General features: G+C 61.4%; 12 protein-coding genes and 1 pseudogene. 3 read left to right on the top strand and 10 right to left on the bottom strand.

The genetic code is table 11. From position 1 onward, the window contains the following. Position 1 precedes the first annotated feature (1 nt). The 6 genes from HYG82_RS26740 to HYG82_RS26715 all read right to left on the bottom strand — a co-directional run bounded on the left by HYG82_RS26740 (position 2) and on the right by HYG82_RS26715 (position 6912). On the bottom strand, positions 2-796 hold the full coding sequence (locus tag HYG82_RS26740; protein WP_179260146.1) for a VOC family protein: 795 nt from the start codon (positions 794-796) through the stop codon (positions 2-4). A 48-nt stretch (positions 797-844) separates the two neighbouring features. Next, complete coding sequence (locus HYG82_RS26735; protein WP_179260145.1) at positions 845-2542, bottom strand: Na+/H+ antiporter NhaC family protein; 1698 nt, start codon at positions 2540-2542, stop codon at positions 845-847. Positions 2543-2772: 230 nt separating this feature from the next. Next, positions 2773-3885, bottom strand: a complete 1113-nt coding sequence (locus tag HYG82_RS26730) for an OBG GTPase family GTP-binding protein (RefSeq protein WP_179260144.1) — start codon at positions 3883-3885, stop codon at positions 2773-2775. A gap of 134 nt (positions 3886-4019) precedes the next feature. After that, positions 4020-4358, bottom strand: a complete 339-nt coding sequence (locus HYG82_RS26725; protein WP_235217837.1) for a hypothetical protein — start codon at positions 4356-4358, stop codon at positions 4020-4022. Positions 4359-4612: 254 nt separating this feature from the next. Continuing rightward, positions 4613-5065: a response regulator gene (locus tag HYG82_RS26720; protein WP_179260143.1), complete on the bottom strand. Its 453-nt coding sequence runs from the start codon at positions 5063-5065 to the stop codon at positions 4613-4615. Between the two features lie 257 nt (positions 5066-5322). After that, positions 5323-6912, bottom strand: coding sequence for a DUF790 family protein (locus HYG82_RS26715; RefSeq protein WP_179260142.1), 1590 nt, complete (start codon positions 6910-6912; stop codon positions 5323-5325). A 342-nt stretch (positions 6913-7254) separates the two neighbouring features. Here HYG82_RS26715 and HYG82_RS26710 point away from each other — a divergent pair, with 342 nt between their 5' ends. Beyond that, on the top strand, positions 7255-7416 hold the full coding sequence (locus HYG82_RS26710) for a hypothetical protein (RefSeq protein WP_179260141.1): 162 nt from the start codon (positions 7255-7257) through the stop codon (positions 7414-7416). Positions 7417-7586: 170 nt separating this feature from the next. On the opposite strand, the pseudogene HYG82_RS26705 reads toward HYG82_RS26710, so the two are convergent. Further along, a pseudogene (locus HYG82_RS26705) lies at positions 7587-7787 on the bottom strand (helicase-related protein); the annotation flags it as partial. Between the two features lie 441 nt (positions 7788-8228). Next, the gene (locus tag HYG82_RS26700) at positions 8229-8453 is read right to left on the bottom strand and encodes a hypothetical protein (RefSeq protein WP_179260140.1); all 225 of its coding nucleotides are present in this window, start codon (positions 8451-8453) and stop codon (positions 8229-8231) included. A 189-nt stretch (positions 8454-8642) separates the two neighbouring features. Between HYG82_RS26700 and HYG82_RS26695 the strand changes: the two genes are divergently transcribed. Then, entirely contained in the window at positions 8643-8807 is a 165-nt protein-coding gene (locus tag HYG82_RS26695) for a DUF7556 family protein (RefSeq protein ID WP_179260139.1), read from the top strand. Between the two features lie 53 nt (positions 8808-8860). Here the strand turns inward: HYG82_RS26695 and HYG82_RS26690 are convergent, their stop codons facing one another. Then, entirely contained in the window at positions 8861-9598 is a 738-nt protein-coding gene (locus HYG82_RS26690) for a sugar phosphate isomerase/epimerase family protein (RefSeq protein ID WP_179260138.1), read from the bottom strand. Between the two features lie 190 nt (positions 9599-9788). Between HYG82_RS26690 and HYG82_RS26685 the strand changes: the two genes are divergently transcribed. Continuing rightward, complete coding sequence (locus HYG82_RS26685) at positions 9789-10232, top strand: SPW repeat domain-containing protein (protein WP_179260137.1); 444 nt, start codon at positions 9789-9791, stop codon at positions 10230-10232. Between the two features lie 168 nt (positions 10233-10400). On the opposite strand, the gene HYG82_RS26680 is transcribed toward HYG82_RS26685, so the two are convergent. Beyond that, entirely contained in the window at positions 10401-11855 is a 1455-nt protein-coding gene (locus HYG82_RS26680) for a DEAD/DEAH box helicase family protein (protein WP_179264381.1), read from the bottom strand. Between the last annotated feature and the right edge of the window lie 151 nt (positions 11856-12006).

Raw genomic sequence — 12006 nt, 5'->3', positions numbered from 1 at the left:
ACTAGAAGGGAAACAGCGAGTCAGCCTCGAGGTCTCGCTCGATGAGTTCTATCTCGTGGCCGTCCTGGTCCGTCGTGAACGCGTACATGTCGTCGCAGCTTTCGGGATCGCGGTAATCGGCGGCCCCGCGGTCCAGTAGCCGATCCCAATCGCCCTCGAGATCGTCGACGCGGATGCAGAGGTGTCCCCAGGCATCGCCCATTTCGTAACTGCGGCCGTCGTAATTGTAGGTGAGTTCGACGCTCATCGCTTCGGGTGGGGCGGTCCGAGGTTCGACGAAGTAATTCGCGAAGCTATCGGCCTCCCATCGGCCGACCTCGTCGTACTCGAACTTCCGTGTCCAGAAGCCGAGCGCTTCGTCGGCGTCCTCGACGCGGATCATCGTATGATCGAGCGACCACAGCGCGCCCTCGTCGGGATCGCGCTGGACGATCTCGATCTCGTGGCCGTCGGGATCTTTGACGAAGGCATAGCGGCCCCCACAGGACTCGGGATCGCGGTAGTCCTCGACGCCGTCGTCCATCAATTGCTGATAGCGATCTTCGAGTTCCCCTTCAGGGACGCGGACGGCGATGTGTCCCCAGGCGTCACCGACTTCCGGCTCTTCGCCCTCGTTGTGGGTGATCTCGAGCATCGCCCCGTCCTCGTGCATCTCCTCGGGCCCGAGATAGACGATCGTGAAGTCGTCGCCCTCGTAGCGATCCTTCTCCTCGTACGCGAGGTGGGTCTCGTACCAGTCGAGGGAGTCCTCGAGGTCGGCGACGCGGATCATCGTGTGGTCGAGCGTTCCATCCATGCTGGAATTGAGGCCTGCAGACTCCAAAAGATTGGCGAAGGCGGTGGTCTAGTTTGGCTCCTCGGGCGACCCGGCGTCGCGTTCGGACTTCGTTTCGGCGTCATTGCTGGCCGAGTTCCCTGCGACCGGCTCGAGGCCCCTTCGGTTCGCGTCGAGCCTCGAAAGGCCGGCGACGAGGCCGACGAGTGAGACGGCACCGAGCGGCAGGAAGACGATCGGTGGGACACCGAGATACCCGTAGAGGAGATAACAGGCCACGACGACGAGGAAAACGGTCAGCGCGTAGGGAAGTTGCGTGCGCACGTGGTCGATCAAGTCTGCACCACTGAACGTGGCCGACAACACCGTCGTATCGGAGATCGGTGAGGTGTGGTCGCCGAAGATCGCGCCGGAGAAGACAGCACCGACCGCGACCGGAACAAGGTCGAATCCCGCCCCGAATTCGTACGCGACCTCGACGGCGATGGGCGTGACGAGCCCCATCGTTGCCCAGGACGACCCCATGGTAAACGCGACGAACGCCGATACGAACAGTACGAGAACGGGGAGTAACTCCGCCGATAGATATCCCCGGGCGAGATCGGCGACGAACGCTCCCGTTCCGAGCGTTTCCGCGACGCTGCTGATCGTCCACGCCAGTACGAGAATCGTCACCGCTGTCAGCATCAATTCGAAGCCGTCGATGACGGTATCGACGCCGTCGCCGATATCGAAGAGGCCGTAGGCAAGGCCGATCGCGATTGCGGTCGCGACCATGGCGAACGATCCCCAGATCAGCGCCGTCGCGAAGTCCCCCGCACCGACGATATCGACGAGCACCTGCGTGACTCCCGACTCGCCGGCCGCGGCGCCGATCGACGTCGGTCCACCAGCCTCCGACTGGCTCGAGAGCCACGATCGATAGCCGGTCCAGAACGCACTCGCCAGCGTCACCGCGATCAGAACGGCGATGGGCGCGAAAAACGTCCGAAGCATCGGCTGCTCGTCGATGGGGTCGCCGAGATCCTCCTCGACCTTCTGGAGCGGCTGTGCGCCCTCGCGGGTGACGTTCCCGGTGGTTCGTGCGCGGTGTTCGGCTTCGAGCATCTCGCCGTAGTCTCGCCCAGACGTGACGACGATGCCGACCATGACGATCGCCAGCAGCGCGTAGGTGTTGTACGGGATCGACCCCACGAACGTTTCGAAGGCACCCGGCGCCTCGCTCTCGACGCCAAGGTCCTCGTACGCGCTGCGAATCAGTGATAGCTGAAACGCGACCCAACTCGAGATGCCGAGCGTCGCGACGGGTGCAGCCGTGGAGTCGACGACGTAGGCGAGCTTTTCGCGAGAGATGCGCATCTGATCGGAGAGTTCTCGCATCGTACTGCCGACGATGGCGGTGTTTGCGTAGTCGTCGAAAAACAGGAGAATCCCGAGAAACCACGCGCTCATGCCGACGGTCCGTTGGGTCTCGAGTCGAACGATCGCCCATCGTCTGACGGCGGTTGCGCCGCCCAGTCGCCAGATAAGTGCGACGCCGGCCCCCAACAGGAGCGTAAAGAGAAGAATCTGGGCGTGAGCACCGTCGTTGACGATGATCGCGTCGACGATCCATTCGAACGTCTGTCCGATGCCGAGACTCTCGGTGTAAATGACCGCGCCCGACCAGATACCGAGAAACAGCGAGAGCAGTGGACGACGAGTCACGACCGCGAGGATGATCGCGAGCAGCGGCGGCACGAGCGATAGCGCTCCAAAATCAGCCATGGTTCCCTCCTAGCCGGGGCAGTTGATAATTACTGTTGGTTTCGATCCGGATTCTCACAATTCCATATGTTTCTCTGCCGACGACTGGAACGTATTCTGAAACGCTATCGACCGCCGACAGTATGTCGGGATCGTCGTGACTGCCAATCGGGCGAGTGATGGTATACTGATGTGGACCTATTGATCCGGGCTGACGGAAATCGATCCCACGATCGACGGATAGGCACCTGCTATCGGCGCAAGATTAGTTTTAGTACGTCTTCGTCTGCGAGGACGTGATCCTTCCCGACCTGCTGTTCGTCGTGGGTTGCGCTGGGACCTGTCACGCGTGCGAAGCGGAATCGCTCTTCCATCTCCCCGCCGAGTTTTTCGATGGCCTCGCCGACGGTCGTGCCCTCATCGATCACGAGGGGTTCCTCCCAGTCGACGCCGCGGCCGGGTTTGTCCATGTAGACGCGGATGAGTCCGAGGTTCTCCCAGATCCGGTCTTTGAGTGCCTCGAGACCCTTCTCCTTGTCGGCGCTGATGAAGGTCACGTTCTCGGGATCGAGGTCGCGTTCGCGAAGTTCCTCGTCGACGGTTTCCTTGTAGGAGGGCTCGATCAGATCCACTTTGTTGACACAGGTGATCGACGGAATGTACTCCCGGTTTTCCATCAGCCCGTCGACCAGCCGGTCGATGGTGACGTTCTCCTGAAGATTCAGATCGGCGTTGACGTAGCCCTGGTCGCGGAGGACGTCCTGAATGGTCTTCTCGTCGAGATCCTGATCAGTGCTCGAGGTGATCTTGATGCCATCTTTAATCTTCGGTCGAACGGTGACCCGCGGCGGCTCCTGATCAACGCGGATGTTGATGTCGTACAGTTCCTCGCGCAGCCGATCGTACTGTTCGATTTCGAACACCGAGAGAACGAACACGATTAGGTCGGCGTTGCGGACGACCGCGAGCACCTGCTGTCCGTCACCGCGACCCGAAGCAGCGCCTTCGATCAACCCCGGCACGTCGAGCATCTGGATGTTCGCCCCTCGGTGTTGCAACATCCCCGGATTGACGTCCAGCGTCGTGAACTCGTAGGACCCCGTCTCGCTCTCGGCGTTGGTTACCGAGTTCAAAAGCGACGACTTGCCGACGCTCGGAAAGCCGACCAGCGCAACTGTCGCATCGCCGTGTTTCTCGACGGAATAGCCGCCACCGCCGCCCGAACCGGACTGCTGTTTCTCGAGTTTCTCTTTTTTCTCCGCGAGTTTCGACTTCAGCCTGCCGATGTGGGCCTCCGTCGACTTGTTGTAGGGCGTGTTGGCGATTTCGTCCTCGATTTCCTCGATTTCCTCCTCGAGCCCCATTTGTCCGTACACAACCGGTCGGGCCGAAAAACCCTTTCGAGACCCGCACGGGTGGGCATCGAGACAGTGGTGGTCGATTCACTATTCGTTTCGTCCCGTTACGACCGAATCCACCCGGCGAAAGCACATTGTGATCACATCTTGGGTTCCAGAAAGCCCGCCCATTCGTTCACTCGATCAGGTTCGTATCGCGAATATTCACCCTCGGGTACGAGACGTATCCGGTTCGGAACGACGACGAGTTCTCCGTTCGCATCGCGACGGCCGACGGTGCAGCATCGCGAACGGTTCTCGTATACAGGCGCGATGAAGGCGGTGGCGGTGACAGTGACGGTGGCGACAGCTGAGGCGATGGAACCGGATCGCCGTCGTTCTCCGTGGCGATCACCGGCACGAACGCGCCGACGACCGGCGGTGGGTGGCTCTCCGTGACTGCCGCTCTCGAAAACGTCGGAAGCGATGTGGGAACGCATACCGTCGAACTCGTCGTCGGCCGCTCCCCAGAGGTCGTCGATACCTCGAGCGTGAGTATCGCGTTCGGAGAGACGGTACAGGTGTTCCTCGGTTACGAAACGTATCCGGTGTCAACCGAGGACGGATTCCCGGTGACGGTACGCACGGCGCAAACGAGCGATACGCGGCCCGTCATCATCCGTGCACGGACTGACGGCAGCCTTCGTTCAACACTGCAACTGGGCCGGTACCCCGTCCGTGACCGGACGGCGGTTCACGAGGGAACCGGCGGCAGCGTCGCTTCGTCGATCCAGAACGCTTCGACTGCTCGGACGATCTTTTCGAACTCGTCGGGATTGGTCGGCTTGGTCAAGTAGGCGTTCGCACACAATTCGTAGCTTTTGACGATGTCTTCGGTCGCTTCCGAACTCGTAAGCACGAGAACCGGTAGCGATGTCAGTTCCGAATTATCTTTGATCGCCTCGAGAACGTCGAACCCGTTCGTCCTCGGAAGGTTCAGATCAAGCAACATCAGATCGATGTCGGGCCCCGATTCGGCAGCAGCCTGTTCCCGTAAAAACTCGAGGGCGGTGTCGCCGTCGGTAACCGTATGAAATGTCGTCGCGAATCCCGCTGCTTTGAACGCTTCCCGTATCAGGCGGACGTCACCGGGATTGTCTTCGACGAGCAAGATAGCGACTTGCTCCCTGGAAACATGGGTAGACACGACTGTGCTAACTAAGCAAGTGGGGGAGAAGATGCATAAGGTTAGTCACTACAGACATTGGTTCGTCCGGGGTTCGACGATCGATGCCGGAATCGGTTTCACGTTCCGCAATAGTCCGTGTGGTGTCTGGGCGGCAGTCCTGGAACGATTACCGCTGCTGCGGATCAGTTCGCTACGAATGTGTCGAGCCACTGCAACAACCCACGCATCGAGCCATCCAAGCGGTGGAGAATGATTTCGAGTACGTCGGTGGTTCGTCAGCGCTCTGTGATTGTCCCGCCGGCGAGCCCGTCCCATTCGACGCGATAGCCGAGGTGAGAGAGTATTGCGCTCGAGTCAGTAATGTCGTGGTCGTCGAACGTCGCTTCGGCGTCCGCCAGCGTCATACCTGATTCGATCTCCTCGGAAAGCGATTCGATGATAGTAGGTCTGACCAAGGTCCGTCCGATCCGTTCGTGTTCGGGAAACGACTTGTCGGCGAGGGCGTCTGCGCTGACGCCGTAGTTTGTAGCCAGCACATCGAGCGCGATAGCGTCTTCGTCCGGTCGGAGCTCGTCTGGGAGCCGAGCTGCGCTCTCGGCCACGAGTTGGCGTTCGTACTCCCGAAGGACATCAGCGACGTCTTTGACTCGTACTGTCCCGGAGTACGGGATCGCGCGGTGGTCACGGGCGGCGATTTCTTCGCCGACACCCAGGGATTCGTCGACGGCGGTCAGCATTTCGACGTCCTCGAGGTCCGCGAGCTGGTCCAGTTTCTTCTCGACGTACTCCGGCGTCCAGAATCCGACGATTTCGAAAAAGACGCGAAAGTCGCCGTAGCCACCGTCCGACGAGTCCGTTCCGTCCGGGGTGCCCTCGCGGGTCGCTCCTGCGGGATCGTACTCGAACGCGAAGTCGGGGATCATCACGCGCGTTCCCGTCGCGAGCGGCTCCGGTTCGCGAACGAGGTTCCAGTCGAGGTCAAGGTTCGCGAACCGAGCGGCGAAATCGGACTCGACGCTACTGTCGTACGACACGTCCGCGATCGGCTCGGCGTCGGGAACCCGGACGGGACACTCGTGGGATAGCTCGAGCGTTCGTTCGGTGCCGCGATCGTCGATCGTCGCCTCGAGGTGCCACTCGCTGGCGTTCGCAACCGTTCGCAGGAGCCGCGCAAAGCGGGTGCCGTAGCGCCGAGACGAACGAAAGAGGTGAGTCGGTCCCGTGACGACGACGGTGCGGTCCGAAGCGCTCCCGTTTCCGGTCGCGTGTCTCCCTTTGGGCCGGTGAATCTCGTACATCAGCCGCAGTCGCTTGACCGCCGAGATCAGCGCCTTTGGCTCGCTCGAACGCACTCGTAGTTCAGTCGCGTCGAACAGCGCGGTCTGGGCCAGCGACATGTTGTACTGGGCGATCAACTCGTCCGGATCCCACCGCGACTCGACCCCAGTCAGAACTTGTCGCTCTTCGAGGTCGGCGTACAGCGCAGTCTCGAGGTCGTCCGCCGACACGTCGAGCGACTCGCTCGCGCGAATGAACGCCATCGCACGGTCGTCTTCGCTGACGACGCCAACCGCTTCGGCAGCCTCGAACACGGCCCGGCGTGCACGTGCGGGCTCGATCGTCGTCTCCGTCTCGAACGTCGCCTCTCGCTCGAGCAGCGCTGAAAGCCCGCGGATGAGTTTGAAATCATCGGCGTCGCGCTCGAGAGCGGTGAGCGCCTCCTCGAGGTTCGCCCGCGGCTCACCGACGTGGCCCTGGTACGTCCCGATAACGCGGGCTGCGAGCGGCCGATACTCGCGGTCGGCGAACTGGGGATGATAGCCGCCGCCGGCCCGAGAGATGCGGAGCAGATCCTTTGTCAGCATCTACCTCGAGTCGGCGTGGCACCGACAAAAGTCACCCGGAGAGCATCGGAATCCTCGACGAGTCGCGCTCCTCGAACGAGATGGCCCGATGGGCGAGACGGACTCGCGTCCGTGGAAAACGAACCGCAGCCGAATCGACCGGTGCTTTTCCGAGAATTCAGGGCACCACGGCCCGTCGAACGGTACTCCAACGGAGCCCCGTCGTCTCGGTACACCTCGACCAACCCGGACGAACCCGTCAGCGGACCGTTTCGAGAAGACGCGCATCCGCCGAGAGAGAATCTCGGCGGGCATATGCATGCTGTATTGCTTTGCCTCGAACGGGCGGATGGAAAAGAAGAAATGGCATTCACACCGCCGGTCGAATGTCCGATCTGCAAAGATGTACTGGAACCGGATCGGACGCTCGAGGGTCACCTCGTCGGAAATCATTCCCACCTCGAAGTCGCCCGCTACCTCGCCCGCCTCGACGAATGGGACTGGATCACGCCCGTCTCGGACTGAGGGGGACCGGCAGTCAGCGCGATACGAACACCCGTGTCGCCACCGACTGATCTACCTCACACGTTTCGATTCCCGGCCGGTTCGCGCAGTGTTCCCAGGATACGCCACGATCAGAACGTAACGGCGACGGGTTCCGACAAGGGACGCAGTTTCCCTGCACTCGGTACTCGTTAGTCTCGACGACGATCCGCGATCCGTTCTTTGCCGGTATCTTTCGAGACAATTTCGTAGAGAAGAGCCCGCCTCCCGTTCGCTTTCGGGCGATGAATCCGGCCGAAACGCTGCCTGAATTCGCGCTCGCTTCCACTTCCCGAAAGGATGGCGCCAACGCTTGCTTCCGGGACGTCGATACCTTCCTTGAGGACGTTCGTATCGATCCGAAATAGGCATCAACATCGTCGGCCGTTGCGCGCGCATGATGGCGGCCTCGTTCAGCCATGTGTTCCTTCCAACGTCGTCCCGCTCGTTCCGTCCGCTTCCGATGACTCTCCGAGCAGTCTTCGTCGAGCATATCGTTAGCGTACGCTCCTGATCCGAGGACCTACCTGTACTATTTATTCGGCGTGGGGTATATTTCTGAACTGACCGAACCGGCAGTCCCTTCCTATTGCCTGTAGCAGCTATTAGGAGCCACCGACCGTTCGTTCGTCTGGTTTGATACGATGGCCAAAATCGGCGTCGTCCACATGGATCTCATGTCGAAAGGCGGGGAGAGGCCGTCAGCATGAACGTGCTGGAGGCATTGCAGGATGACCACGACGTCACCCTATTGACGCTGACTGAGGCGGATCTCGACGAATTAAATGTCTACTTCAATACCGCTGTCGAATCGGTGACTGTCCGACAGGCGGGACGACTACGGGAACCGGATCGACGGCGGTGTTGAAGTAGCGGTTCAACTCGGCGAAGTCGGGCCGTGTCAGCGTGAACAACTCGACGTCGTGGTCTGCCTGGAGGGGCTCGAGGACGGTCATACAGTCGCCCTCGCCGCCGCCTTTCGCCATCAGGTCGGTGTGTGCTACGGCGATCCGAGACATCTGCGGTGGACGTCCACGGCCACGGGCAAAGCCTTGGGCCAGCGTCCGACGGGTGGAACCGGCGCGCCGCGGATCGACACGGAGACCGTCAAGATATAGTGTAATTCCACCCAGAACCTGTAGTTATTTCAACATTCCCTATCGATTTCGAAAGCACTTCCCTCCGCGATAGCGTATCCCATCCGAACGATGAGTCTCACTCACTCGTATCGGACGGGCGATAGCGCCGAGGTAATGGCCGCGATCGACCGGACTGGCGAGCGCGCCCGTCTCGTCATTTCGGACGTGACGAGAGACGGGGCGTGGCTCACCGTTCCGGAGGCCGAGGCGGTGACGGTGAAGGCGTGGCGATAGACCGCGATACTCACGGCCGAACGAGAACGACCAGTTGTTCCGAGACCAGACGATCAGTCCCGGAATTGCGCGAGTGCTCGCGCCCCCTTCTCGAGCGAGGCAGCCGGATCCGCGGGGTCATCGTGTTCGTAAATCAGCCACTCGGCGCCGGCGTCGCGTGCCGCCGTCGCACAGGCGTCGATGTCGACCTCTCCGTCGCCGAGTTCGACCGGCCGGCCGTCGGCGACGTCCTTGAGATGGACCAGCGGGACGCGCCCCTCGAGTCGCTCGAGCAGCGCGATCGGATCGTACCCCGCCGCGTGCGCCCAGCCCACGTCGAGTTCGATCGACAGGGCGTCGTCGGTCTCGTCGATCAGGCACTCGAAGGCGCTCCGCTTGTCGCCCTCGAGGGCGACGAACTCGTGGTCGTGGTTGTGATATCCCAGCGCGAGTCTGCGCTCTGCGAGCCGGTCGGCGAGTGCCGAGAGCCGGGTTGCGGTCTCCTGCACGGCGGCCGCATTCTCGAAATAGCTGTCGTCGAGATACGGCACGATGACGCGATCGCAGTCGAGTGCCGCGCAGGTCTCGGCCGCTCCGCCGGGATCGTCCTCGAGCGCGTCGATTCCGACGTGAACGCCGGCGGCCTCGAGGCCGACCGCCTCGAGGACGGTCGCCGCTCCGTCCGGCGGCGTCTCCCCGAACCCTGCGAACTCGACGCCGTCGAAGTCGGTCTCGCCGACGCGGCGAAGCAGCGTCGGAAGTCCGCCTTCTAGCTCCCGCAGTGTGTACAACTGGATCCCGGTTCGGATCATGTCGTCGACCGTAGCACGCGGGGAGTGAAAGAATGTCACCCTGCGGAGATCAAAATGAGGGAAACCGGATACCGTGATCGATACAGGTAAAGAACTGATCAGCAGGCGCGACCGACTGGAGGTCGGTTCCTGGCGAGTGCAACCACTTTCCATTTGCCCGCCAGTCCACTTTCGAGTTGTGGAGACCACTATGAGTAACACACCAACCGATCCAGAGGCGAATCGCACCACCGAGACCGACCGTCGCTACAACACGCTCAACACGGACACGATGCAGTGGGTGAGCGCGATCGTCGCCCTGGCCGGGCTCGGACTCGTCGCCTATCCGTTCATTTTCGAGGCCACGGAGGCGGCGATCTGGAACGACACCCTCACCGGGACGGCGATCTTCCTGCTCGCCGGCTACAATTTCGTCCGCCTGTCGCGGGACCGGCTGGCCAGCGTCGGCGTCGCCTCGTTGACCACGCTACTCGGGCTCTGGGCGCTCGTCTCGCCGGCAGTCATCCAGATGGGAAGCGGCGTACTTGCGACAACTACCGCTGCCGGCGGATTGATCGTGGCCGCCCTCTCGGCCTACAACGCCTACGCCAACAGTAAGGCCGACACCCCCGAACACGCTCCCGCTCGCGCTTAAATAGCAATACCCCATTTTTCGCGTCTCAGGGGCCGAGAGCGCGTTTGATATAGTGACGACGTGGGGAGCCAGTACTCCATACATTCGCATACTCACTCACCAAAACGGCCATTTCAGTACCGTCTTTCGGATTGGAGGACGGAAGATAGTAGACCTACTACATGTCCTTCAACCACGGCGACGCTTCGCAATCCGTTCTTCACTCGTGTTTTCGGCGATTATTTCGTAGAGAACGGCTCGTCCGCCGTTCGCTTTCGGGCGAAGGATTCGGCCGAGACGCTGCCTGAATTCGCGTTCGCTTCCGCTTCCCGAAAGGATCACGCCAACACTAGCTTCCGGGACGTCGATTCCTTCATCGAGCACGTTCGTCGTGACGAGCCTGGTGTACTCGCCATCGCGGAATCGATCCAGAACGTACTCGCGTTCGCTCCGACCATCCCTTACTACGGAGTCCGTCTGGTGGGTGATCGCCGGAATCAAGAACCGTTCGCTGACGTCGTACGCGAGGTCGTTGTGGGCCGTAAAGACGATGACCCGCTCGTCCCGGTGATCGTCGAGGATTTCGGCGAGCGTCTCGAGTTTGGTCTCGCTACTGAGCATGATCTCGCGTGCGCGCTGCCGTGCGAGCAATGCCTTGCGCGCTTCGGGGTCGTTTCCCGATCGTTTGACGAGAGTCTGGTAGTCCGAGCCACTTCTGAGCTCGATGTTCGATTTCGCGAGGTAGGACGAGAACACGTCCTGATTCCGTTCGTATTCCTCGCGTTCTTCGGGTGAGAGCGAGACCTCGAGACGTCTAATATCGTAGTCTGCCAGGTGATCTCCAGCCAGCGCCTCAACGTCGACGCGGTGGACCACTGGGCCGACGATATCTTCGATCACTTCGTGGGCGCCGTCGAGTCGTTCGAACGTCGCGGTCAGCCCCAGGCGCGCCGGAGCGGCGAGTAATCGTGCGATATCGCGGTATCCTTCGGCACCAAGCCGGTGTACCTCGTCGAAGATCACGCAGCCGAATCGATCACCGACCGAATCGGACTTCAAGTACGCTGAATCGTACGTCGAGACGGTGATCGGCTCGAACCGCTGCTCGCCCCCGCCGAAGCGGCCGATCGGTCGGTCGAACTCCCGCTCGAGTTCCCGCTCCCACTGCTCGAGCAGATCGATTGTCGGGACGACGACGAGTGTCGGCGCGGCGATCCGTTCGATTGCCTTCAGCGCGATCACGGTCTTGCCGCTGCCCGTGGGAAGCTCCAGAACGCCGGCGGGCGCTCGGAGGGACGAACCGAGACCCTCGACGTCGGCCCACCGGTCGGTCTCTACCCAGTCCTCGAGCGCTTTTGCCTGATAGTCGCGGAGTTCGTACGTCGAGTGGAGAGCAGGGATGGACGGAAAGTCAAAAACGTGATCGTCGACAACAGCGTCCGATTCTGTGAGGACTGCTCGAGCGTCGGCGTAGCGTATCGCCGGAACGCGCCAGCTGTCGGTCCGCGGATCGGATTCAAGATCGGGGATTCGCTCCTGAAGCGTCGACGGCGAAACAGGCGAGGCCTCGAGACCGTCGATACGGATCGTTCCGTCCTCGTATCGGAGTTCGATCGTCGCCGAACCGTCCATCGAAACCCGCATCACACGTCACAGTCGGAACAGAATGCACATATACTGTTGGGTCTGGATGATCCCGTTCAGCCGATACCGCCTTCACGACGCATCGTGGCAGGACCCCGCACGTGAATGACTGACTCTCTTTGCGAGTTCCTCTCGCGGGAGCGGTGGGACC

This window comes from Natrinema halophilum (assembly GCF_013402815.2).
GTDB lineage: Archaea > Halobacteriota > Halobacteria > Halobacteriales > Natrialbaceae > Natrinema > Natrinema halophilum.
This window is presented reverse-complemented; position numbering and strand designations above follow the sequence as displayed.

Excerpts from the sequence above, each read along its gene's own strand:
- HYG82_RS26740 (WP_179260146.1), bottom strand. The coding sequence starts at position 796 with ATGGATGGAACGCTCGACCACACGATGATCCGCGTCGCCGACCTCGAG.
- HYG82_RS26735 (WP_179260145.1), bottom strand. The coding sequence starts at position 2,542 with ATGGCTGATTTTGGAGCGCTATCGCTCGTGCCGCCGCTGCTCGCGATC.
- HYG82_RS26730 (WP_179260144.1), bottom strand. The coding sequence starts at position 3,885 with ATGGGGCTCGAGGAGGAAATCGAGGAAATCGAGGACGAAATCGCCAAC.
- HYG82_RS26725 (WP_235217837.1), bottom strand. The coding sequence starts at position 4,358 with ATGCGTTCCCACATCGCTTCCGACGTTTTCGAGAGCGGCAGTCACGGA.
- HYG82_RS26715 (WP_179260142.1), bottom strand. The coding sequence starts at position 6,912 with ATGCTGACAAAGGATCTGCTCCGCATCTCTCGGGCCGGCGGCGGCTAT.
- HYG82_RS26710 (WP_179260141.1), top strand. The coding sequence starts at position 7,255 with ATGGCATTCACACCGCCGGTCGAATGTCCGATCTGCAAAGATGTACTG.
- HYG82_RS26700 (WP_179260140.1), bottom strand. The coding sequence starts at position 8,453 with ATGTCTCGGATCGCCGTAGCACACACCGACCTGATGGCGAAAGGCGGC.
- HYG82_RS26695 (WP_179260139.1), top strand. The coding sequence starts at position 8,643 with ATGAGTCTCACTCACTCGTATCGGACGGGCGATAGCGCCGAGGTAATG.
- HYG82_RS26690 (WP_179260138.1), bottom strand. The coding sequence starts at position 9,598 with ATGATCCGAACCGGGATCCAGTTGTACACACTGCGGGAGCTAGAAGGC.
- HYG82_RS26685 (WP_179260137.1), top strand. The coding sequence starts at position 9,789 with ATGAGTAACACACCAACCGATCCAGAGGCGAATCGCACCACCGAGACC.
- HYG82_RS26680 (WP_179264381.1), bottom strand. The coding sequence starts at position 11,855 with ATGCGGGTTTCGATGGACGGTTCGGCGACGATCGAACTCCGATACGAG.